This window comes from Fictibacillus nanhaiensis, assembly GCF_049537595.1.
GTDB classification, from domain to species: domain Bacteria; phylum Bacillota; class Bacilli; order Bacillales; family Fictibacillaceae; genus Fictibacillus; species Fictibacillus nanhaiensis_F.
The window spans coordinates 726,970-749,849 of sequence record NZ_JBMULM010000001.1 but is presented as its reverse complement, the minus strand read 5'-3'; the positions used below and the strand labels follow the sequence as shown (position 1 = coordinate 749,849).

Genomic DNA, 22,880 nt, shown 5'->3' with positions numbered 1-22,880 from the left:
TTTTAACAGCAAAAAAACTGCAGGAATTGAATCCTTACAGTTTTTATACATGTGACTTTGAATTAATTTCCATCTCTTTAAGGATTCCAGGTCTAACACTTTCTATAGCAGAAGCTGCAATTTCAAGAGCATCTTCATACTGATAATTTCGAAAAGCGATCTCAGCTTCAATCAATCGAACGGATACTGATTGATAAGAACTCCTAAATCTATTTCCGTATTGTATGAGCTTCTCTGCTAAAAAAGCATTCTCAATCATCTTAGAAGTTTCATCATAGCCCTCATTCACTGCTTCATGCGCTTTGTTTAGTACGTAAGAGACATCTGACATTTCTAGAGGTTTTTCATCCAGTTTTTTAGAAACTTCAATGATATATTCTTCCGCTTTCCCGATTGTGATCAAGTAATGTTCCGGCAATCCAGGAAGGTTGCTTTTTTGTACCATCCTTCTCGCTTCAAGAAGTTTCTTTCGGAGTCCTCTTAAGCTCTGTTTCGTTTCAAGTTCATCTTTTCTTAAATTATGAAGCATTTCTTCATAAACTTTCTGAGAACGCTGCAGTTCTTCCATCTGCTTTTGCATCTCTTCCATCATCTCGCGAATAACAGAATATGATTCTCTTTTTTCGTCAATTGAATCTTCAATGATCAAGAACCGACTTTGTAGCTTGTGAAACAATTTTTCAATCTTCTTTTGCATCTCTGCTTCGTTTTGTTCGATCAAGTAAGTAGAAGAAACGATTTGGGTCTCTTGCTTTAAATTCTCGATTCTATCGTGTAAATCTTGAATATTTGAGAAAAAGACTTCTCTTTCACTTATGACAAATTGCTTAGAATGTACTTCGTTCTCAAGCATCTCATAGAGCTGATCCATCTTCTGTACCGTTTCATCCATATCCTTTTGAGCACTTTCAAGCTCAAGTTCAAGCACTTTGTTCAGCGCTTGATCGTTAAGGTCCTTTAAAGAGCTGATCTCTTTTTCGATGCCAATATGATGAAGGACATAACCTTGTTGTTCCATCTCTGTAAACCCTACACTTAACTCTTTTAATGAATTAGGAATATCAGATTGAAGGATTACAAGTAGTTCAGGAACTCCCTGCATCTTTGTTTTACAATCTGAAATACGATTTAAACTCTCAACAAGTCTTTGTCTAGCTTCTAGATGGCTTCCTTGTACAGTTAATGATTCAAACGATTCAATCAAAGCTTTTATCTCGTCAAGTTCCTTATCAAAAATGGGAGCAGTCTGCCCAAGTGCACGGATATGAGTTAAATAGTACTTCTTTGTTTCTTGAAGCTTTTCTTTCGCTTCAACAATCTCTTCCCGATTTAGTTCCTCACTCGTAACTAACTCATTGATTTCGGAAGTAATCTCTTTAATTCTTAAATCGATCTTTTCTAAAGACTGACTAACACCAGCTAGAATAGATTTAGCTTTTTTGAAACGGTACTTGTCTGTATATTCCTCAGCATCGAATAAGTCTTCTTCTAAATTAGGAAGTTGAGTCGTTACCATCTCATCCCATTCTTGACGCCACATTTCAAATTTCTCTTCCGTTTCACCAATCATCGCCATACCCTTAACTTTTGAGATTTCTTCTGTTAATGGGCGATTCATAATTTGCATCTTCCATGCTTCAAGTCGGTCAATTTCTTTATACACTCTTCGGCGTGACATGGCACCGTACAGGATCAATGCTAGGAATGTAACGATGGCAATGACTATGTATATCATCAGAGGCACCCTTTCTATCTGTTCAAATTTCTATATTGTCTATATTATGTATTCGTATGTTTAAATCGCTTTACCGATCTAATTTAGTTTTTATTCTATAAAATTGCAGTTTAATGCTTTTATGATAACATGTAAACAAACATTTGACGCAAAAAAATTGCATAATCTGATAATTTTTTTCCAATTTAATGAAGATTTTGTCGAAAGGAGGAGTAAGAAAGATGTACTATGATGGACATATTCACACACCTTTTTGTCCCCATGGGTCTTCAGACACTTTTGAAATGTATATCGAAAGAGCTATCTCTCTAGGTTTGAAAGGTATTACTTTTACAGAGCATGCCCCGTTGCCTCATTCATTTATCGATGCTGCTCCCACGAAGGACAGCAGTATGAAACATGAACAACTAGGAAAATACTTCGACACTTTGAGAGAAGTTAAGAAGTTTTATAAAAGTAAAATTGAGATCTTTACTGGTTTAGAAGTCGATTTTATTGAGGGCTATGAAGAGGAGACGAATACATTTCTGAAAGAGGTTTGGCCGGAACTCGATGATGCCATTCTCTCTGTTCATTTCTTAAAGGTTCAAGACCATTACTTCTGCATGGATTATGATGAGAACGTATTTAGAGATTTGATCGAGCAATCTGGCAGCCTCTCTGCAGTCTACTCACTATACTTTCAAACCGTAAAAAAATCGATCAGTCATTCATTTGGAGATCATCAGCCAAGAAGGATTGGACATATGACATTAGCAACTAAATTTCAAAAACTTTTCCCTCCAGATTTCAGTTATGAAAAAGAAGTAGACAAGGTTTTAACGGCACTGTCTGAACGTAACATGTATTTGGATTATAACGGAGCAGGTGCTGTTAAGCCATATTGTTTGGAACCATATCCTTCGAACTGGATCATAAAAGAAGCACAAAAAAGAAAAATCCCTCTTGTCTATGGGTCTGATGCCCACAGTGCTAAGGGACTCGGTCAAGGATTGGATCAATTAGTATCAACAGCAACATTAACTTCCCCACTTCTCCTGAATAGAGCCAAATAAAGGCTTTTGAACAGCAGATAGCAGGGGATTTTTTCTTTCTGGGATACAAACACATTTATCAAACCAGTCCATCATCCACTTTTTATAAGGTTGGATGAACGTTTCTGTTTCAGCACTTATCTGATACACCTCAGCTAAATAAAGAGGATGTAAAAATGGAAGCATCATCATATCTTTGAACTGAATAGTTAAAAAGTCGACTGGCTGCCTTCTGAATTCTTTTTTCTTCATCCCTTTTTCAAACAGAGTTTGCAAAAAGTACTTCTCCTTAACTAAATAAGTAGACATGAGTTCCCGGACCAACGTTGAATCCAGTGTCATCTCACGATAAACAAAACGTGCAAGAGGAAGGTTTCGCTGTTGATAGATCAACAATGCTTCTACTATCTCAATAAAACTTCCCTTAACCGTGGGAGAGCTCGATGTATGATAAATGATTTCAATCCTTCTAATATACCCTTCAAAAAATGAGGTGATCAACTCTTCTAGAAGACCTTTCTTTCCTCCAAAATGGTACGAAATTAAAGCGATGTTCACACCTGCTTTTTTTGCTATCTGTCTAACGGTCGTTCCTTTAAACCCTTGGCTTGTAAAAAGAGCAATCGCTGCCTCTGCTATTTTCAGTTTCGTTTCCATTGGATCTGTCTTCATTTTTTTCCACCGTCCTTCCCTCTTGTATAAAATTCTTGGGCGAGAGACATAAACCTTTATTAATCGCTCGACAAATAAGGGCTTTTGAGTGTATAGTTCAACATTATTTGATAGGATAGAGTAAACAATTTATCAGGTTTGGAGGAATCTTGATGTTTTCCGTTCAGCAATATAGCACAGACAGAAATGAAGCTTATTCTCTTCTGTTGAAACAACTTTCTGCTCTACTTGAAGACGAGACTAACGCGACGGCTAACCTTGCAAACGCTTCTGCTCTTTTGAATCAATTTTTAGACAGAGTAAACTGGGTTGGTTTTTATACGCTTGAAGAAGAGACGAACCAATTAGTTCTTGGACCCTTTCAAGGGCTTCCAGCTTGTGTAAGAATTCCTCTTGGAAGAGGAGTATGCGGAACGTCCGCTCAAAATCAAGAGACGTTAGTTGTAAAAGATGTTCATGAGTTCCCTGGGCATATCGCTTGTGATGCAGCTTCTCAATCAGAGATCGTGGTTCCGTTAGTAAAAGACGGCAAACTTCTAGGCGTTCTGGATATTGATAGTCCCGAAAAAGCACGATTCGATGAGGTGGATCAAGAGAACTTAGAAAAGTTCTGTGAGGTTTTACTTCGATATCTTTAGATTCTCTTACCTAAATAAAGAAGTCCTGCGCAATTTTTAGCGCAGGACTCTTTTTATAGTGAATCTAAACTTTGTTTAATGTCATCCCAAATATCTTCCCATGCTTCTAAGCCAACCGATAAGCGCAGAAGCTGATCACTGATGCCCATCTGAAGTCGATTCTCCTCAGGAACGACAGCATGTGTCATTGTAGCAGGATGTTGGATGAGTGTTTCAGCATCCCCAAGACTAACGGCGATCTTAATTAGTCTTAAATGGTTCATAAACTTTTGGGCGACTATTTTATCTCCTCTTATCTCAAAGCTGATGAGACCCCCAGCGTTTAACATTTGTGAGTTCGCAAGCTCATATTGAGGGAAGTCCGGATCACCAGGATACAATACTCGATTTACGCTAGGATGTTTCTTTAACAAGTCTGCAAGTTTCTTTGCATTCTCACAATGACGGTCCATTCTTACAGGCAGTGTCTTGATTCCTCTTAAAAGCAGCCAAGCATCAAAAGGAGACATGACCCCTCCAATATCCTTTTGAGTGGTCATTGCCAGGTGACTCATCATTTCTTGCCGACCGACCGCTAGACCTCCGATTACATCTCCATGACCACATAGATATTTCGTGGCACTGTGCAAAACAATATCGCAGCCTAATTCAAGTGGACGCTGAAGATATGGCGATGAAAATGTATTATCGACTACAACTGGAATATTAAATTCTTTTGCGATCCTTGCTACCATTCTTAGATCAACAAGTTTCATGGTAGGATTTATCGGAGATTCAATATAGATGACCGTAGTATGATCATTGATCGCTGAACGTATCGATTCCTCATCGTTCATCGGATGAAAATTATGTTTGATATGATATTTTTCTTCCATAAGTTGTAGCAAGCCAAAGGTACACCCATATACTCCTTCTGAACAGAGAATATGATCACCGGTTTGTGTTAAGCCAAGTAGAATGGCTGAAACTGCAGCCATACCAGAACCAAACGCTAAACCTTTTTCCCCTTTTTCCATCGCTGCGATCCGCTCTTCTAACATTGCAACCGTCGGATTGCTAAGTCTTGAATAGATATAACCTTCCTGCTCTCCTGCAAAACGTGCAGCACCCGTTTCCGCGCTATCAAAAACAAAAGTTGAAGTTTGAAAAATAGGAGGAGCTAGACTTCCATTATGCTGTTCTGCGTTATACCCCTTATGAATCACATCTGTTTCAAAGCGTTTTGTATCCATTTTTACTTCTCCTTTAAAGGCAATATAAAATGTAAGCGCTTTCTTACACATATCATATATGAATTTTAATACTTTTACAATTTGTCCCTAAAAATCTTTTATGAATATGGAGATCAGGTTGACATCGGTCAGCAAAAAAGCTTATACTATTCTTTGTGTAAAATAAGCGGCACTGTGTCCATCATCAGTTTTTATTTTGTACCCAGGTTTTCATTAATCCGGGAACATCGCGTAGCTTCATAGGCTGCTGAAGTGAAGATGTTTTTCATACAAAATATGCTCATGAAAAGGCCATAGTCACTGTTGTTGTTTTAACACAAACAAACATGTGAAGGAGGAGTCAATTATGGCTCGATATACAGGTTCAACATGGAAAGTTTCTCGTCGTCTTGGAATTTCTCTAAGCGGAACTGGGAAAGAACTTTCTAAGCGTCCATACGCACCAGGACAACATGGTCCAACTCAACGTAAAAAAATCTCTGAATACGGTTTACAGTTACAAGAGAAGCAAAAGCTTCGTTACATGTACGGTGTAAACGAGCGTCAATTCCGCCGCATTTTTGATGATGCTGGTAAAATGACTGGTATCCACGGTGAAAACTTCATGATTCTTTTAGAATCTCGTCTAGACAACGTAGTTTACCGTCTTGGTCTTGCTCGTACGCGTCGTGCAGCTCGTCAATTAGTAAACCACGGTCACATCACAGTAAACGGCAAGCGTGTTGATATCGCTTCTTACCGTCTATCTGCTGGCGATGTAATCGGTGTTCGTGAAAAATCTCGCAACTCATCTGCTATTAAAGAAGCAATTGAAGTGAACAACTTCGTACCTGACTTCTTAACATTTGATGAAAACAAATTGGAAGGTACTTTCACTCGCTTACCAGAGCGTTCTGAACTTCCTGCTGAGATCACAGAACAACTTATCGTTGAATTCTACTCTCGTTAATCCGAGTAAAGAAACCCCTAACACCTTTTTTAAAGGTATTAGGGGTTTTTCTTATTTTATAAAAGTTCTTTAAACTTACTTGCTTGTGACTCTAATTGTCGTGCAGAATTTTCAATACCTAAGAACTCTTGCATCGCTTGTTCAATTAATTTCTTATTATTCGTTATGCCTTCTTGTGAACGATGAGTCACGTCATTGATCTTATTTATCTCGCCTGTGATTCCTGAGATATGTGCATTCACTTCTTGAATAGAATCTTGCACGCGATTAGCAAGCTTTCTAACTTCAACCGCTACAACATTAAATCCTCTTCCATGATCACCAGCTCTTGCAGCTTCTATCGCTGCGTTTAAAGCTAACAAATTTGTTTGTGCTGCGATCTCACGTATCGTCTTAACGATATCCTCAATTGAAGTAGCTTGTTTTTTCAGAGATTCTAGAATCAATAAATTTTGTTGAGACTCAGATACTAATTTTTCAGTAGATATCGAGATCTCATTACTTTTCTTTAAGCCTTCTTCTGCGCGTGTAAGCAGCTCTAGAGACATTTGTTGAAGGTTAGATGCAACTGTGATCGTATTATTTTCTCTATTCGTAATATCTGTAGCGATTTTTACCACAGCTGTCACTTTATCATTTTCGTCTAGAACTGGTGTATACGTGGCTTCTAACCAGATAAGTCGCTTTGATTTTGTAACACGTTGAATCTTTTCTTGAAAAGTTTTACCATCTCTTAAGCTTTTCCAAAACCGGTCATATTCTCCACTTCTCAAGAAATCTTCTGTGCAAAATTGTTTATGGATCAATGATGGCATCTCATCAACATGGTATTCCATCGTTGTGGCAAAATTTTTATTAGCCCATAGCACTTTTCCATGCGGGTCAAATTCAATCATGGCTACAGATCGATCGATCGCTGCTAGTACAGCGCTTTCATTCAATACTTGTGAGCTTTTTGTAGAACTGTTTTTGCTTAATGTAATCATTGTTGCATCCCCATTTTCTAGTCGTTTTTTCTAATATTATACTACTAAGGAACTAATTACTAATGAAATGTTCTATGAATATAATAAAAAATCCACACAGCATGCTGCATGGATTTTTGCTTGTTTATGGGTGATTTTTAAGTATGGATCAGTCTACTTCTTTCCCCATACTTTCTTGTAAAATATAGAACCATTGCTCGCGTGTTAATGGTAACTTTGCTGCGTTTACAGCGACTTCAATACGGTTCATTTTTCCACTTCCTACAATCGGCATAATCTGTGAAGGATGCTTTAACAGCCACGCATAAGCGACTTCATCAATGGAAGCGGCTTCTGTTTCACTAGCCACTTTCTCTAATGCCTTTTTCACGCGTACTGCTTTCTCATCGTTACCATTAAACAATCTTCCTCCTGCAAGAGGAGACCACGCCATCGGTCTTACTTTTTCTTTTTGAAGGTGGTTGATGGTACCATCAAAGAACGGCTGTTCATGAAGAACGGATAACTCAATCTGATTTGTTACAAGTGGGCCATTGTACTCATTCTGCAGCATTTCCATTTGTTTAGGCGTAAAGTTAGAAACTCCAAAATGCTTAACTTTCCCCTCTTTTCTCAAGATGTGGAATGCTTCTGCTGTTTCAACTGGGTCCATAAAGGGATCTGGGCGATGAATCAACAATACATCTACATAATCTGTATTCATCTTCTGCAATGAATTTTCTGCAGAAGAGATGATATGTTCTTTACTCGTATCATAGGATTTTATCGTATGCTCAGGACGATTGTCAGATATGAGTTTAATGCCACACTTCGTCACGATCTCAATCTCTTGTCTTAAGGATGGTTTGAGAGCAAGTGCTTGTCCAAACAGCTCTTCACACATGTAATTACCATAAATATCAGCATGATCAAATGTTGTAATTCCCGCTTCTATACATCGTTCCATAAGTGAAAGAAGCTCTTCAGGTGAGAGATTCCATTCTGTTAAACGCCAATGACCATGAACAATCTGTGAAAATTGAAGGTCTTCTGCTAATTGAATTTTCTTCAAAACAAACACACTCCTTAATAACGTTTGAGAGGAACCCCGTTTCAACAAGGTTCCTACACTTTTTTAGTATCTGATCAACGTGTACTTTTTCTTTCCGCGTCGGATGATGACAAACTTGTTTTCGATACGGTCGTTCTCACCAATCATATAAGCTGTATCTTGAACCTTTTCGCCATTGATTGATACAGCTCCATTCGTTACATCTTCTCTAGCCTGTCTTTTAGATGGAGAAATCTTCGCCTCAACAAGAAGGTCTACAATATTTAAGTCTTCCGAATTATTTGCGTTGAACGAAGGAACGTCCTTGAACCCTTGTTCGATCTCAGCAGCCGTTAAGTCTGAAAGATTTCCACTGAAAAGTGCTTCTGTGATCTTTACTGCTTGCTTGTAAGCTGCTTCTCCGTGAACAAGAGTAGTTACTTCTCGACCTAACGCTTTTTGTGCTTCACGTTTTTCTGGTGCTTCAGCTAAGGATTTTTCAAGTGCTTCAATTTCTTCTTTAGATAAGAAAGTGAAGTATTTTAGCCAGTTGATTACATCCGCATCTGCTGCGTTCACCCAGAACTGGTAGAACTCGTATGGAGTCGTTTTTTCTGCATCTAGCCAGATTGTTCCTGATGCTGTTTTACCAAACTTCGTACCATCTGCTTTTGTGATTAGCGGAATTGTTAGTCCGAATGCTTTCTCTTCCTCACCGGAGCGACGAATCAGTTCCATACCAGCTGTAATATTCCCCCACTGATCACTTCCGCCGATTTGAAGTTTTACGTTTTCTTTTTGGAAAAGATTAAGAAAGTCATACGATTGTAAGATCATGTATGAGAACTCGGTAAAAGAAATTCCCGCTTCTAAACGAGAGTCAACAGAATCTTTGGCAAGCATGTAGTTAACTGAGAAATTTTTTCCAACATCACGAAGAAACTCAATCATCGTAAGTTGACTTAACCATTCATAGTTATTCACTGTTCTCGCTGGATTAGTTTCTCTTTCAAAATCAAGCAGTCTTGAAAGCTGATTTTTAATCTTGTCTGTCCATTGAACAACAATCTCAGCTTCATTTAATGTTCTTTCTGTCTGTCTACCACTTGGATCACCAATCAAACCTGTTCCACCACCAACTAATGCAAACGGCTGATGTCCAGCTTCTTGGAATCGTTTGAGTGTGAGGATCGGTAACAGATTTCCGATATGAAGACTGTCTGCAGTTGGATCGAATCCGCAATAAAGCTTTACTATTCCCTTTTCAAGTTCTTTTTGTAGCCCCTCTTGATCCGTTACTTGATTAAGAAGACCTCTAAATTCTAGATCTTGTAGAATATTCATTTCTATCTTTCCTTCCGTAATTTAATGATGTTAATTGACAATAAAAAAAGTCCCTCTCCAGTTGGAAAGGGACGTGATGACTATCTCGCGGTACCACCCTAATTAAAAGCCAAACTATTGGCTTTTCACTTCATTTCGTAACGGTTTTATCCGTTCTCTGCTACTTAACGTTCACAGAGACAGCTCCAGGAGGTAATTCACAGCATGCCTTTGCACTGGTTCGCATCAACCACCAGCTTTCTGAAACAGGGAGACACCTGCTACTCATTCCTATCTTCGCTTTCAACATATAATAATCTTCATTTATTTTTACCACACAGATGAATTTCATGTCAATCTTCATCTTCAAAAACGGTGTTCTATCATAAATCGACCTTATGTTATAATACACGAGGGGGAGGGATTACCAAATGATGTCTCGTTTTGATGAAATGAAGCAAAAATGGGAGAAATTTGTCCACTTTTTGAAGGAAAAAGGAATTATTCGAACAGCACGAATTACATATAACGTCACATGGAACATGTTTTTGATCGTAACTGTACTACTTATTCTAGGAGGGGTTTTCGCCGCAGGTGTTGGAGCTGGTTTCTTTGCTTCACTCGTAAAAGACGAACCTGTACGAGCACACACTTCAATGAAAGAAGATATTTATAATTATGAAGAAACGAGTACCGCTTATTTTGCTAATAAAACGTACCTAGGGAAGCTTCAATCTGATCTAGATAGACAAGAGATCAGTTTAAAAGAAGTTTCTCCTTATGTGTTAAAGGCTGTTATATCAACAGAGGATCAATATTTTTATGAACATGAAGGAGTAGTGCCAAAAGCCATCTTCCGCGCCATGTTCCAAGAGTTTTCTGGTGCTTCTGTTGTTACAGGAGGTAGTACACTCACTCAACAGCTCATCAAAAATCAAATTCTAACGAATGAAGTATCTTTTGATCGAAAAGCTAAAGAAATCTTACTAGCGATGAGACTTGAAAAAGTTCTTAAAAAGGATGAGATCTTAGAAGCTTACTTAAACATCGTACCTTACGGAAGGAATTCTTCCGGTCGAAATGTTGCAGGAATACAAGCTGCTGCAGAAGGTGTCTTTGGAGTACCTGCATCCAAACTAAACCTAGCTCAATCCGCTTATCTATCTGGACTTCCAAAGAACCCTTTCGTTTATACCCCTTTTAATAAAGGTGGAGAGCAAAAGGAAGACATGACTGCTGGAATTAAGCGTATGCAAACTGTCCTTAGTCGCATGTTATCTGCCGGTTCCATTACACAAGCTGAATATGATGAAGCTATGAAATATGATATTAAGAAGAATCTTACAACAAAAAAGCAGTCTTCGTTTGAAAGATATCCATACTTAACAGTTGAAATTCAAAGACGTACAGTAGATTTACTAACAAAATTGAATGCTGAAAAAGATGGAAAGAAACTAAGCGATTTGAGCGCTGAGGAATTCAAAGAGTATGAGGATAATGCACGTACTCAAGTTAGACAAAAGGGAATTAAAATTTTCACAACTATAGATCAAAAAATATATGACGATATGCAACAGGTAGTAAAAAATGATAATTTATTCGGCCCTGCTAATCAATACGTTTATAACAGCAAAGGACAAAGAATCAAACTTGATAAGCCCGAGCCTGAAGAAGTCGGTGCAACGCTTATAGAAAACAAGACAGGAAAGATCATCAGCTTTGTTGGCGGGCGTGATTTTAACCGTGAACAAACCAACCATGCGATGAGAGCTCCTCGTCAAAACGGATCAACAATGAAACCATTGCTTGCTTATTCTTACGCTTTAGAAACTGGTAAAGTTCAACCAGGCTCAATCGTACCTGATACACCGATTGCATTAGGAACATGGAAACCAAATAACTATGATATGGATTTTGATGGTCTTGTTTCGGTTCGACATTCATTGAAAAAATCGAGAAACATACCAGCTATTAAATCTTATCAGCGTGTTGATCATATGAAAGCAACCGAGAAGCTGATGCAGATGGGTGTAACAAGCCTTACAAAGGGTGATCGCACACAAAATGCAATGGCACTAGGTGCCTTAGATGTAGGAATCACCGTTGAAGAAAACGTTAACGCTTTCTCTACCTTCGCAAACGGAGGAAACTTTGTTGATGCATACATGATTGAGCGCATAGAGTCTAATGATGGTGAAGTCATCTACCAACATAAGAGTGAAGCAAAACCCGTTTATAGTGCACAAACATCCTATCTATTAATCGACATGATGAGAGATGTTCTGTCTTCAGGTACAGCTTCTGGTGTTCCTCGCAAACTAGCTTTTCAATCGGATTGGGCTGGTAAGACAGGAACTACAAATGCTGATAAAGACTCTTGGTTTGTAGCATCCAACCCTAACGTTACGTTTGGTGTTTGGATCGGTTATGATACACCAGCTGACCTAGCAGGTAACACGGGACAAAGAAATCAGACGATCTGGGCACAGCTCATAAATGCTGCTTATAAACATTCACCACAACTCGTGGATCCTGACAAACAATTCACAATGCCTTCAGGAATCGTGCGTCGTGAGATCTGTGGAATATCAGGTAAACTGCCTTCTGATCTTTGTAGAAGTGCTGGACTCGTTACGACTGATCTGTTTAATGCTAAGTTCACACCTAACGAAGTGGACGACACGCTCACAAAAGGCCGTTATGTGCTTGTAGGCGATGCGAAATATAAAGCACTTCCTTCAACACCACAAGAGTTCACAAAAGATGGTGTTCTAATTAAGGAAGAGTTCCTGCGCGAACTTGGATTAGAAGCTCTAAATAAATTAACGAATACAACGAATCTATTGAACAACATTGTTCCTGAAAAAGAGTTAAAAGAGAACGGCAAAGTTCCTGCCGCTGTTGCTGGTGCAAAAATGTCAGATGGCGTGCTCTCATGGGCATCCCATGGAGAGAATGATGTAATTGGTTACCGCATCTATTACTCTTCAGATGGTACATCATTTAAGAAGATCGGCTCTGTGACGGCTGATAAAACTTCTGCAAAAGTACCTGCTGGAGTCGTTTATGTTACAGCAGTGGATATTGCAGGTAAGGAATCTCCTGCACAAACAAAAGTTCAAGTCGGTGAAAAGAAACCACCAGCTGAACCACCTACTCCACCAACAGATGGAGACGGAGGAAAGCCTGATGAGCCACAAGATCCACCGCCGCCACCAACTGAACCTGCAGATCCTGGCACTGGCGATCCGCCTCCAGCCACAACACAAAACAATAATAAGAAAAAACCCTCGAATTGATATTCGAGGGTTTTTCATTATTACTAATCTTCCATCGTAGAAAGATCACCTGTCGGTAGATCAAGTTCCCAAGCTTTAAGAACACGACGCATAATCTTACCGCTTCTTGTCTTCGGAAGCTTATCACGGAATTCAATTTCACGCGGTGCTGCATGTGCAGCAAGTCCTGCTTTTACAAAACTACGGATTTCCTCAATTAGTTCATCGCTTGCTTCATAGCCAGAACGAAGGGCGATGAACGCTTTAATAATCTCGCCTCGAACAGGATCGGGTTTTCCGATAACACCTGCTTCCGCAACAGCAGGGTGTTCTACGAGCTTACTTTCTACTTCAAACGGCCCTACTCGTTCCCCGGACGTCATGATAACATCATCAATTCGGCCTTGGAACCAGAAGTACCCATCTTCGTCCATGTAAGCAGAATCTCCGGAAACATACCAGCCACCTGGTGTGAAATATGAATCATATTTTTCTGGGTTGTTCCAGATCGCACGCATCATGGACGGCCATCCCTTTTTGATGGCGAGGTTGCCCATTCGATACGGCGGTAAGATGTTGTCTTGGTCATCAATAATCGCTGCCTCTATTCCTGGGAACGGTTTACCCATCGATCCAGGTTTAATTTCCATCGCTGGATAGTTACTGATCAGCTGGCCACCTGTTTCCGTCATCCACCAGTTGTCATGTATACGTAAGTTAAATACCTTCATTCCCCATCTAACAACCTCAGGATTAAGAGGTTCACCCACACTTAAAATATGTCGAAGCGAAGACATATTGAATTTCTTTACCACTTCGTCTCCAGCACCCATCAACATACGAAAAGCGGTTGGAGCACTGTACCAGACCGTTACACCATAATTTTCAATCGTACCGTACCAATCTTCAGGAGAGAAACGTCCGCCACGAATGACACTTGACGTGCCGTTCAACCATGGCCCGAATATGCCATAAGAAGTCCCCGTCACCCAGCCGGGATCTGCCGTGCACCAGTACACATCCTCTTCTTTTAGATCGAGTACCCATTTTGAAGTTTGGAAATGCTGAAGCATCGCATTATGAACATGAAGCACACCTTTTGGTTTACCGGTCGATCCGGATGTGTAGTGAAGGATTAGTCCGTCTTCTCGATCAACCCATTCAATATCTAAATCTTTTGATGCTTTTTTCATACGATCAAAATAACTTACATACGGTCCCTCTTCTTTAACATCTTCTCCTACCAAAATAACATTCTTCAATTTCGGCAGTTGATCGACTGGGACACGCTCTAAAAGGGCTGGCGTAGTGACAAGCACTTTAGCCTCACTATCTTCAAGTCTATCTCTTACTGCTCCCTCCATGAATGCCTCAAACAATGGACCAACAATCGCTCCAAGCTTGATCGCTCCAAGGAACGTAAAGTAAAGTTCAGGTGAACGCGGCATGAAGATGAAGACGCGATCTCCTTTTTCAACACCTATTTGGCGTAACATATTACCTGCTTTGTTAGACATCTCTTTCATGTCTTTAAACGTATACTTCTCATCTCTTTTTTGATCCGAAAAGTAGAGTGCTACTTTGTTTTTACGATGGGATGCTGCATGACGGTCTATAGCTTCATATGCCATATTGACTCGTCCTGTTTTGTGCCAGGAGAATTCTTTTTCAATGTCTTTCCAATCAAATGCTCCGTATGTAGCCTCATAATCTTGTAGATTAAAATCACCTTTTATAATCGGAAGCGCTTCCAGTTTCATTGCTAAATCTCCCTTCCCTTTTGAATATCTCTTTAATTATACCATATTATCTAAATTTTTTAACTTATTAGAACTATCTATAAAAACGGTTATGTAAACCCTTACAACATCGTTTTATGATGTATAATAGAAGTTGGAAACCAACCTAGGTGGTGTAAAAATGAATCATACCAAAACATACAACTGTGTAGCATTAAAGACGAGTCATGGAACCATTACGGTCGAAGGCCCTATATCAGCGGAAACGTTAGAAGGTCTTTATTTTCATGAAGATTTAAAGGCATTCAGACCAGCAGATGAACAAAAAAAAGCTGTTACTGAGATCGCTAGACTACCCGAAGGCAGAATCATAATCGCTAGAAATAAGGATACCGTTATCGGTTATGTTACATACGTCTATCCAGATCCGTTAGAACGATGGTCTGAAGGAAGCATGGAAAATCTACTAGAATTAGGTGCGATTGAGGTCATACCTGATTATCGCAACTTTAAAGTTGGAAAAACTCTATTAAAAGTTTCTATGATGGATGATGCCATGGAAGATTATATTATTATTACGACAGAATACTATTGGCACTGGGACTTAAAAGGAACGAAACTATCCGTTTGGGATTACCGAAAAGTCATGGAAAAGATGATGAACGCGGGTGACCTGGAGTATATGGCAACAGATGATCCAGAGATCAGTTCGCATCCCGCCAATTGCTTGATGGTCCGTATCGGAAAAAGAATTGACTTAGACACGATCCAACAGTTTGACCGGCTGCGTTTTAAAAATCGTTTTATGTATTAATCCAATCAGTGACTAGAGAGAAAAACAAATGGGAGTGTTACGATATGATCGTTCAAAATATGATGCAGAAGAATGTTGTAACGATTCATGAAAACGAAACGATCGGTACAGCTATACAGTTAATGCTTGAGAAAGACATTCGAAACTTGCCTGTGATTAACAAGAACGGAGACTTTCTAGGACTTGTTACAGATCGAGAAGTGAAGGATGCCAGTCCATCTATTTTTCACCAGAACGAGCATCCAGAAGATTTTGAAAAACCGGTTTCAAGCATCATGAAACAAGCTATCTTTTCAGCTCATCCTTTCGACATTGCAGAAGAACTTTCCACGATTTTTTATGAACATAATGTTAGCTGTATTCCTGTACTTGAAGAAACAAAGTTAGTCGGTCTTGTAACCGAACGAGAGATGCTGCATGCTTTCATCTTATTAACAGGTACTCATCAGCCTGGGTCTCATCTAGAAGTAGTCGTACCGAACGAAGCTGGTGAATTAGCTAAAGTAGCGAGTGTCTTAAAAGATTTCCACTTGAACATCAGCTCGGTTCTCGTCTATCCTTCTCATAATGAGCGAGAAAAGATTATCGTATTTCGCGTTGGAACGATGAACCCGCTTCCTGTCATCGAACACTTAATTGATAATGGCTATGAAGTGAAATGGCCACCTGTACCGGGTGAACGCGATGAAAAATGATTCTGTTTTTGTTTATTCACCAGACCTATTAGGATATAAGTTCAGTGAGACGCATCCCTTCAATCAGCTTAGAGTCCAGCTTGCTTATGAGTTGTTAAGAGATTCAGGTTGTTTGAATGACGATCAGATCATCAAGCCTAGACAAGCAACAGATGAGGAGATCATGTTGATTCATGATCCTGGCTATGTAGAAGCTGTAAAGCAAGCCGGACAAGGACAGCTTAATCGTGAGATCGCTCTAAATTATGGACTCGGTACAGAAGATACACCCATATTCCCAAACATGCATGAAGCCAGCAGCTGGATCGTTGGTGCCACTCTTACAGCGGTAGATCATGTGATGGAAGGAAAGTCCAAGCATGCTCTTAGCCTTAGCGGAGGACTGCATCACGGTTTTAGAGGAAAAGCTTCTGGGTTTTGTATCTACAATGACAGCTCAATAGCGATTGAATATATGAAACGAAAATACAATGCACGTGTTTTATATGTTGATACGGATGCTCATCATGGTGATGGTGTGCAGTGGGCTTTTTATGATGATCCAGATGTTTGTACCCTTTCCATCCACGAAACCGGACGCTATTTATTTCCTGGTACAGGATCCATCCATGAAAAAGGAGCTGGAAAAGGGTACGGCTTTTCCTTTAATGTTCCTGTTGATGCTTTTACAGAAGATGAATCCTTCTTGGAGTGCTATGAAAAAAGCTTGTGGGAAGTTGCAGATTTCTTTAAACCGGACGTTATCATTACCCAAAATGGTGTTGATGCTCATTATTATGATCCTTTAACACATTTGTCTGTAACGATGAAAACGTATACAGAAATTCCAAGGATCGCAAAGAAAGTTGCTGAAAAATATTGCGGCGGCCGCTGGATTGCAACAGGCGGTGGCGGTTATGATATTTGGCGTGTCGTTCCTCGCGCGTGGTCTTATTTATGGTGCGTAATGAATGATCAAGCACCTTCCGGACAGATCGCAGAGAACTGGCTAAAGCGTTGGACGAATGAAGCTAAGCATCCTCTTCCTCCTACATGGGAAGATGAATCCGGAATCTATAAACCCATTCCAAGAAAAGATGAGATTACATCCAAAAACAGAGCAACATTGGAAAAAAGCTTATATTCCATTAAAAAGAGTTCATAACGAAAGAGGACTATATCGTTTAGTCCTCTTTTTCTATGTTGTTAATCCTGAAAATAGCTGTAGATGACAAGCATTTTAATGTGCATGTTCATAATTTCACGGTAATCGAAAATATATCCACGGTAAATAGAATTAATTTCACGGTAATGTAAAATAATTTCACGGATAAGATTTTTTATCCACTTTTCGACAAACCCAAGACCTACAACCCCAAAAAACAGACCCATCCATTGACGGGTCTGTTTTCCAGAGCACATTCTATAATGATTCTATAATGGTTTCTACCATATCTGAAGAACGGCGTGCAGCTAATGCTGTGAATTCAGCAAAGCTAGCGGGTGCTTCGCCGTTTGCTTTATCAGAGATCGAACGGATGATCACGAAGGGTACTTCATTTAAGAAGGAAGCCTGTGCTACTGCTGATCCTTCCATCTCGATACAAGTTCCGTTGAAAAGAGCAGAATATACTTCAACCAGTTCTCGATCAGCGATAAACTGATCACCGCTCAGTACTTTGCCGATCTTCACTTTTGGTCCTTGTAATTTTTCTGCTGCTGTTTCTGCCAGTTTTACTAACTGAGCATCTGCTTTAAATTCAGAATCAAACGCAAACATCGGAATCGTTCCTTTTGGAAAATCAGGGCTCAATGCAGAAGCATCCATATCGTGCTGCATCGCACTTGATGAAATGACAATGTCTCCTACTTCCAGTTCAGGATCAAGTGCGCCTGCTACTCCTGTAAAAAGAACATGAGTGACTTGAAAGCGATCGATAAGAATCTGAGTGGTAATCGCTGCGTTAACCTTCCCTACCCCAGACTTACATAAAACGATCTCTTTGTTATGATGTGTGCCTTCATAAAATTTATTTTGAGCAAAAACGCTTTCCCCATATATATCCAGTGCTTCTTTCATATAAACGATTTCCTCGTCCATCGCACCGATGATGCCAATTCTCACTTCGCCCACCTCAACACTTCGTTATTGTTTTGTAGAATCTCTGAATTGAATACGATGAGGCAATACTACCGTATGTTCTTCAACCGTTTCTTTGTTCATCAATTTTGTTAACAAGCGCATCGCTACCGCTCCAATATCATACATCGGTTGAACGACTGTTGATAATGTTGGACGAACCATCGTAGCCAGTCTAGTGTTATCGAAACCGATTACTTCAAGATCTTCCGGCACGCTCAAACCTCGGTCTTGTGCACCGTGAATTACTCCTAATGCCATTTCATCCGTACCTACAAAAACAGCTGAAGGTTTGTTTCCACTGTCTAAGAAGCTTTCGATCGCTTCGATTCCAGAATCATATGTGTATTCACCAACGAATACTTGACTTTCATCAACCTTCTTACCTTGCTCTTCCAACGCTTTACGGTAACCATTGAACTTATAATATCCGTTGATTGGATCTTCTAGTGGTCCTGTTACCATCGCAACAGATGAATGACCTTTTTCAAGCAAGTGAGAAACCGCTTCATATACAGCGTTTTGATAGTCGATGTTTACAGATGGAACTTCCTCGTTCATATCCACTGTAGCTGCCATAACGATTGGAACAGCTGCACGTTTGAATTCTTCTACATGCTCTTCTGTAATCTTCCCGCCCATGAAAACAATTCCATCCACCTGCTTACCTAATAAAGTGTTTAACAGATGGATCTCTTTTTCCTTGTTCTGATCAGAGTTACAAAGGATAATGTTGTATTTATACATCGTTGCAATATCTTCAATCCCACGAGCGAGTTCCGCAAAAAAGATGCTAGAGATATCCGGAATAATTACGCCAACCGTTGTCGTTTTCTTGCTTGCTAGACCTCGAGCTACTGCATTCGGACGGTAACCTAACCTTTCGATCGCTTCTAGTACTTTCTTTCTAGTAGATGGCTTGACGTTTGGGTTTCCGTTAACAACACGAGAAACCGTTGCCATTGAGACACCAGCCTCACGAGCTACATCATAAATTGTTGTATTCAAAAAAAATCCTCCTTATATACTGCATATCCGACAGCTATGTAATGCTATTATCATACGATAAAGTAGTAAAGTAGGCAACGAATAGAGACATGTTTCACCATTTATTCATACATTAAAAAAAGAATAAAATAAAATGCACCTATTTTACTTATTTTTGGCGAAAATAGGCAGAATCATACACATTTTCAGAGTGGTTAGTGATATATAAAAAAACCGGCAGCATTTATCACAAAAGCTGACCGGTTCTTTACTTATTAAGCCATTTGATTTAGTTTAAGAAAACGGGAAGAAACAAGTTCTTCAACAAATCTTTGAAATTCTTCAATGTTCATCTGTTGTGCAGCATCCGACAAAGCTACGGCTGGGTCTGGATGTACTTCTGCCATCACCCCATCTGCACCGATTGCAAAAGCTGCCTTTGCAGCTGGAAGGAGCAGATCTTTTCTCCCTGTTGAATGCGTTACATCTACAAACACAGGCAGGTGTGTTTCTTGTTTTAAAATAGGCACCGCTGTAATATCCAACGTGTTTCGTGTTGCTCGTTCATACGTTCGAATACCTCTTTCACAAAGGATGATCTGCCCATTTCCTTGTGACATGATATATTCAGCTGAGTTGATGAACTCATCAAGTGTTGCTGCGAGTCCTCTTTTTAATAAAATCGGCTTATTGAGCCTACCAGCTGCTTTTAACAACTCATAGTTCTGCATGTTTCTAGCACCAATTTGAATGATGTCTAAATACTCACATGCCATATCAAGGTCTTGTGGATGGACGATTTCACTGATTACCGCACAATTGTATTCATCTGCCACTTTTTTCAGAATCTGAAGTCCTTCCACACCTAAACCTTGAAAATCATAAGGTGAGGTTCGAGGTTTGAACGCTCCGCCTCGTAACAACTTCACACCATTCTTCGTAACAGCTTCTGCGACTGAAGCGGTTTGTCCATAACTCTCTACAGCACACGGTCCTGCAATTAAAATAGGATTTCCGTTTCCAATCTCCAGACCTTTAACAGAAATAACCGTATCTTCAGGTCTTTGTTTTCTCGAGACAAGTAGCTCTTTTTTGTGATTCACTTCTTGTAACTCAAGACCTGCTTTAAAAATTTCTTTAAAAAGATGGTGAAGTGTACTTGTTTCAAAGGGTCCTTCGTTCTCTGATGAAACGAGATCTAACATATGCCTTTCTCTAACAGGATCGTACTTCTTCATACCTTGATCGGATTTAATCTTACCGATCCGCTGAACAAGCTCACCTCGTTTATTGATCAATGCTAACAATTCTTTATTTACAACATCAAGCTCGGACCGTAACGTGTTTAACTCTAGATGATTCATATATGAGCACCTCAGTATTTATATAATGTAAGATATATGATACATTTCTAATAATTGGGACGTCTTCTAATAAACTTATAAGACTACCTATACATCTATCGTAACAAAAAGAGGTGCCTTCGTGGACAAAAATCTTTTATTCGCATTAGATATCGGTACACGTTCCGTGGTCGGTATGATTTTAAAACAGCATGAAAACGGAAAGTATGAGATTTTACATAAAAAAATGATCGAACATGAAGAGCGCTCTATGCTTGATGGCCAGATCCATCATATACCTGCTGTCGCCAAAGTGATCAAGATGATAAAAAATCAGCTCGAACTTGAAGTAGGTTCGCTTACTAAAGTTTGTGTTGCTGCAGCGGGACGAGCTCTTAAGACGGTGAAAGGCCGTTCTGAAAAAGATCTTTCTCTTGGTGATATCACTTCACATGAAGAAGTGATTCATATGGAACTCGCAGCGGTTCAACAGGCTCAATACCAATTAGCGAGCCTATTAGATGAGAATTCAAATTTACTCTACGATTGCGTTGGATATTCTGTTCTGCATTATTACCTCGACGAGCAGGAGATCGGGAGCTTTATCGGTCAGCAAGGAAACAAAGCTAGTGTAGAAGTTATCGCTACCTTCTTACCGAGAGTTGTTGTAGATTCATTAATGAAAGCTCTAGACGAAGCTGGGCTTGAGATGGAAGCTCTAACGTTAGAACCAATCGCAGCCATCAATGTGCTGATTCCGACTTCAATGCGTAAGTTAAATGTAGCTCTTGTAGACATTGGAGCAGGTACTTCAGATATCGCGATAACCGCTCAAGGGACAGTTATCGCGTATGGTATGGTTCCGGTCGCAGGTGATGAAATTACAGAAGCCATCAGTTCTGCTTTTTTGTTAGATTTTCCTGTAGCTGAGCAGCTTAAACGATCGTTAACAGAAGAAACAGTTGTAACCTATACTGACATCCTAGGGTTCCCATCGCAAAAAGACACATCTGAAGTCATCTCGATGATCGGGTATTCCATTGAAAGTTTAGCAGATGGAATTACGAGGGAAATTCTTCGGTTGAACGCCAAAGCACCTCAGGCGATCATGCTTGTGGGAGGAGGCAGTCTAACGCCTCTATTACGTGAGAAAGTGGCTGAAATACTAAATCTGCCTATTGAACGCGTAGCGATTCGAGGGCTTAATGCTATCCAATCCTTGATCCCTACATTAAAAGAAGAAGGTCCTGAACTCGTAACACCTGTTGGTATCGGTATTGCAGCTAAAGAAAATCCGGTCAAATATGTAACCGTCTCTGTGAACGGAAAGACAATACGCTTGTTTCAAGTGAAAAAACTTACGATCGGTGATGCCTTAATTGCTGGAGGAGCTGATCTTTCGAAACTTTACGGCAAACCTGGAATGGGATTGATGGTTCGGTTAAATGGCGAAGTGAAGATGTTTAAAGGAAAAATCGGTTCCGCTCCTTCTATTGAGATGAATGGTGTTTCTTGCACCCTGTCAGATGAAATCTTAGAGGGTGCTACGATTCATTATGAATTAGGACAAAACGGTGAGGATGCAGAGGTTTCCATTCAAGAAGCTTATGAAGATCACTCTGCAAAAACGTTATGGGTGAACGGGAAAGCTGAGACGTTTGAAACTCATTATTTTATTAATGAAAAACGTGTATGTGCAGATACGTTAATACAAGATAGAGATGATTGCTATTACCGTTTCCCTTCTTCCCTTACAGATATATTTGATCTAAAAGAATGGAGCAGCGAAACAAAACGGTCGCATTTTACTATTTTTATAGATGGCAAGCCTCTTTCCATTCCAACAAGACTCACTGATTTGGTGTATCTGAACGAGCAAAGAGTTAATCTGAACACATTATGGCATGATGGAGATCGATTAGAATATCAACGTACTGAAGAAGAACAAGTAACTTTAAAACATGTAACGGATGCTCTAGACGTAAATCTGCATCAATCATGTACGGTTATTTTTAACGAAGAGGAATTAACTCTTGTGCGTCCACTCTATAACTTTTATCGGGAAGAGGAAAAGCTTCGTTTGGATTCAGTTCTTTATCACCAGGAACGGCTTGTGATGAAGAAAACCGATCAACAACCGTTTATTTTTCAGGATATTTTTACAAAAGTAGAACTTACACTCCAACCAAAGCCGGGCGAGAGCTTGATTCTTTTAAAGAATGGTGAAAAGGCCGGCTTTCAAACCGAGATTCAAACAGGTGATGAGCTCCTATTAAAATTTGAAGTACTAGTTTAGAAACGAAGAA

The 22,880-nt window shown here is 39.6% G+C and carries 18 protein-coding genes and 1 other annotated feature; of the genes, 8 read left to right on the top strand and 10 right to left on the bottom strand.

The features are described 5' to 3' along the window. Positions 1 to 43: 43 nt before the first annotated feature. The gene (gene ezrA, locus ACOZ9X_RS03690) at positions 44 to 1,735 is read right to left on the bottom strand and encodes a septation ring formation regulator EzrA (RefSeq protein WP_423417076.1); all 1,692 of its coding nucleotides are present in this window, start codon (positions 1,733 to 1,735) and stop codon (positions 44 to 46) included. Positions 1,736 to 1,956: 221 nt separating this feature from the next. Between ezrA and hisJ the strand changes: the two genes are divergently transcribed. Then, positions 1,957 to 2,790, top strand: a complete 834-nt coding sequence (gene hisJ / locus ACOZ9X_RS03685; RefSeq protein ID WP_423417075.1) for a histidinol-phosphatase HisJ — start codon at positions 1,957 to 1,959, stop codon at positions 2,788 to 2,790. Here the strand turns inward: hisJ and refZ are convergent. Beyond that, positions 2,755 to 3,441, bottom strand: a complete 687-nt coding sequence (refZ, locus tag ACOZ9X_RS03680; protein WP_423417074.1) for a forespore capture DNA-binding protein RefZ — start codon at positions 3,439 to 3,441, stop codon at positions 2,755 to 2,757. The two genes, hisJ and refZ, sit on opposite strands and share 36 nt — an antisense overlap. A gap of 152 nt (positions 3,442 to 3,593) precedes the next feature. Here refZ and ACOZ9X_RS03675 point away from each other — a divergent pair, with 152 nt between their 5' ends. Continuing rightward, complete coding sequence (locus tag ACOZ9X_RS03675; protein ID WP_423417073.1) at positions 3,594 to 4,079, top strand: GAF domain-containing protein; 486 nt, start codon at positions 3,594 to 3,596, stop codon at positions 4,077 to 4,079. Between the two features lie 53 nt (positions 4,080 to 4,132). Here ACOZ9X_RS03675 and megL read toward each other — a convergent pair whose 3' ends face one another. Then, positions 4,133 to 5,311 carry a methionine gamma-lyase gene (megL, locus tag ACOZ9X_RS03670; protein WP_423417072.1) on the bottom strand — a complete coding sequence of 393 codons (1,179 nt, stop codon included), beginning with the start codon at positions 5,309 to 5,311 and terminating at the stop codon, positions 4,133 to 4,135. 346 nt (positions 5,312 to 5,657) lie between these two features. Between megL and rpsD the strand changes: the two genes are divergently transcribed. Beyond that, on the top strand, positions 5,658 to 6,260 hold the full coding sequence (rpsD, locus tag ACOZ9X_RS03665) for a 30S ribosomal protein S4 (RefSeq protein ID WP_137788639.1): 603 nt from the start codon (positions 5,658 to 5,660) through the stop codon (positions 6,258 to 6,260). Between the two features lie 56 nt (positions 6,261 to 6,316). On the opposite strand, the gene ACOZ9X_RS03660 is transcribed toward rpsD, so the two are convergent. The 3 genes from ACOZ9X_RS03660 to tyrS all read right to left on the bottom strand — a co-directional run bounded on the left by ACOZ9X_RS03660 (position 6,317) and on the right by tyrS (position 9,620). Then, positions 6,317 to 7,246, bottom strand: a complete 930-nt coding sequence (locus ACOZ9X_RS03660; RefSeq protein WP_423417071.1) for a methyl-accepting chemotaxis protein — start codon at positions 7,244 to 7,246, stop codon at positions 6,317 to 6,319. Between the two features lie 148 nt (positions 7,247 to 7,394). Then, the gene (locus ACOZ9X_RS03655; protein ID WP_423417070.1) at positions 7,395 to 8,297 is read right to left on the bottom strand and encodes an aldo/keto reductase; all 903 of its coding nucleotides are present in this window, start codon (positions 8,295 to 8,297) and stop codon (positions 7,395 to 7,397) included. A gap of 63 nt (positions 8,298 to 8,360) precedes the next feature. Next, the gene (tyrS, locus tag ACOZ9X_RS03650) at positions 8,361 to 9,620 is read right to left on the bottom strand and encodes a tyrosine--tRNA ligase (protein ID WP_423417069.1); all 1,260 of its coding nucleotides are present in this window, start codon (positions 9,618 to 9,620) and stop codon (positions 8,361 to 8,363) included. A gap of 64 nt (positions 9,621 to 9,684) precedes the next feature. After that, positions 9,685 to 9,906 (bottom strand) — a binding site (T-box leader). 124 nt (positions 9,907 to 10,030) lie between these two features. Here tyrS and ACOZ9X_RS03645 point away from each other — a divergent pair. After that, positions 10,031 to 12,898, top strand: a complete 2,868-nt coding sequence (locus tag ACOZ9X_RS03645; protein ID WP_423417068.1) for a transglycosylase domain-containing protein — start codon at positions 10,031 to 10,033, stop codon at positions 12,896 to 12,898. A 23-nt stretch (positions 12,899 to 12,921) separates the two neighbouring features. On the opposite strand, the gene acsA is transcribed toward ACOZ9X_RS03645, so the two are convergent. After that, positions 12,922 to 14,637 carry an acetate--CoA ligase gene (gene acsA / locus ACOZ9X_RS03640; protein ID WP_423417067.1) on the bottom strand — a complete coding sequence of 572 codons (1,716 nt, stop codon included), beginning with the start codon at positions 14,635 to 14,637 and terminating at the stop codon, positions 12,922 to 12,924. Between the two features lie 160 nt (positions 14,638 to 14,797). Here acsA and ACOZ9X_RS03635 point away from each other — a divergent pair, with 160 nt between their 5' ends. The 3 genes from ACOZ9X_RS03635 to ACOZ9X_RS03625 are packed head-to-tail and all read left to right on the top strand — an operon-like array spanning position 14,798 to position 17,269. Continuing rightward, positions 14,798 to 15,430, top strand: coding sequence for a GNAT family N-acetyltransferase (locus ACOZ9X_RS03635; RefSeq protein ID WP_423417066.1), 633 nt, complete (start codon positions 14,798 to 14,800; stop codon positions 15,428 to 15,430). A gap of 44 nt (positions 15,431 to 15,474) precedes the next feature. After that, positions 15,475 to 16,125 carry an acetoin utilization AcuB family protein gene (locus ACOZ9X_RS03630; protein ID WP_423417065.1) on the top strand — a complete coding sequence of 217 codons (651 nt, stop codon included), beginning with the start codon at positions 15,475 to 15,477 and terminating at the stop codon, positions 16,123 to 16,125. Beyond that, positions 16,115 to 17,269 (top strand): acetoin utilization protein AcuC, encoded by a 1,155-nt coding sequence (locus ACOZ9X_RS03625; RefSeq protein WP_423417064.1) that lies wholly within the window; start codon positions 16,115 to 16,117, stop codon positions 17,267 to 17,269. The genes ACOZ9X_RS03630 and ACOZ9X_RS03625 overlap by 11 nt, the downstream gene beginning before the upstream one ends. Positions 17,270 to 17,527: 258 nt before the next feature. Here ACOZ9X_RS03625 and ACOZ9X_RS03620 read toward each other — a convergent pair whose 3' ends face one another. From ACOZ9X_RS03620 to ACOZ9X_RS03610, 3 genes are all read right to left on the bottom strand, one after another. Then, a complete protein-coding gene (locus ACOZ9X_RS03620; RefSeq protein WP_423417063.1) occupies positions 17,528 to 18,229 on the bottom strand; it encodes a 5'-methylthioadenosine/adenosylhomocysteine nucleosidase in 702 nt (233 codons plus the stop codon). A 21-nt stretch (positions 18,230 to 18,250) separates the two neighbouring features. Beyond that, positions 18,251 to 19,252, bottom strand: a complete 1,002-nt coding sequence (gene ccpA / locus ACOZ9X_RS03615) for a catabolite control protein A (protein ID WP_423417062.1) — start codon at positions 19,250 to 19,252, stop codon at positions 18,251 to 18,253. A 254-nt stretch (positions 19,253 to 19,506) separates the two neighbouring features. Next, complete coding sequence (locus ACOZ9X_RS03610; protein WP_423417061.1) at positions 19,507 to 20,595, bottom strand: bifunctional 3-deoxy-7-phosphoheptulonate synthase/chorismate mutase; 1,089 nt, start codon at positions 20,593 to 20,595, stop codon at positions 19,507 to 19,509. A 121-nt stretch (positions 20,596 to 20,716) separates the two neighbouring features. Between ACOZ9X_RS03610 and ACOZ9X_RS03605 the strand changes: the two genes are divergently transcribed. Further along, positions 20,717 to 22,870, top strand: coding sequence for a cell division protein FtsA (locus tag ACOZ9X_RS03605; protein WP_423417060.1), 2,154 nt, complete (start codon positions 20,717 to 20,719; stop codon positions 22,868 to 22,870). The last annotated feature ends 10 nt before the right edge of the window (positions 22,871 to 22,880 follow it).

What these genes read in the sequence shown, in the direction of transcription:
- ezrA (WP_423417076.1), bottom strand. Translation starts at nt 1,735, where the DNA reads ATGATATACATAGTCATTGCCATCGTTACATTCCTAGCATTGATCCTG.
- hisJ (WP_423417075.1), top strand. Translation starts at nt 1,957, where the DNA reads ATGTACTATGATGGACATATTCACACACCTTTTTGTCCCCATGGGTCT.
- refZ (WP_423417074.1), bottom strand. Translation starts at nt 3,441, where the DNA reads ATGAAGACAGATCCAATGGAAACGAAACTGAAAATAGCAGAGGCAGCG.
- ACOZ9X_RS03675 (WP_423417073.1), top strand. Translation starts at nt 3,594, where the DNA reads ATGTTTTCCGTTCAGCAATATAGCACAGACAGAAATGAAGCTTATTCT.
- megL (WP_423417072.1), bottom strand. Translation starts at nt 5,311, where the DNA reads ATGGATACAAAACGCTTTGAAACAGATGTGATTCATAAGGGGTATAAC.
- rpsD (WP_137788639.1), top strand. Translation starts at nt 5,658, where the DNA reads ATGGCTCGATATACAGGTTCAACATGGAAAGTTTCTCGTCGTCTTGGA.
- ACOZ9X_RS03660 (WP_423417071.1), bottom strand. Translation starts at nt 7,246, where the DNA reads ATGATTACATTAAGCAAAAACAGTTCTACAAAAAGCTCACAAGTATTG.
- tyrS (WP_423417069.1), bottom strand. Translation starts at nt 9,620, where the DNA reads ATGAATATTCTACAAGATCTAGAATTTAGAGGTCTTCTTAATCAAGTA.
- ACOZ9X_RS03645 (WP_423417068.1), top strand. Translation starts at nt 10,031, where the DNA reads ATGATGTCTCGTTTTGATGAAATGAAGCAAAAATGGGAGAAATTTGTC.
- acsA (WP_423417067.1), bottom strand. Translation starts at nt 14,637, where the DNA reads ATGAAACTGGAAGCGCTTCCGATTATAAAAGGTGATTTTAATCTACAA.
- ACOZ9X_RS03635 (WP_423417066.1), top strand. Translation starts at nt 14,798, where the DNA reads ATGAATCATACCAAAACATACAACTGTGTAGCATTAAAGACGAGTCAT.
- ACOZ9X_RS03630 (WP_423417065.1), top strand. Translation starts at nt 15,475, where the DNA reads ATGATCGTTCAAAATATGATGCAGAAGAATGTTGTAACGATTCATGAA.
- ACOZ9X_RS03625 (WP_423417064.1), top strand. Translation starts at nt 16,115, where the DNA reads ATGAAAAATGATTCTGTTTTTGTTTATTCACCAGACCTATTAGGATAT.
- ACOZ9X_RS03610 (WP_423417061.1), bottom strand. Translation starts at nt 20,595, where the DNA reads ATGAATCATCTAGAGTTAAACACGTTACGGTCCGAGCTTGATGTTGTA.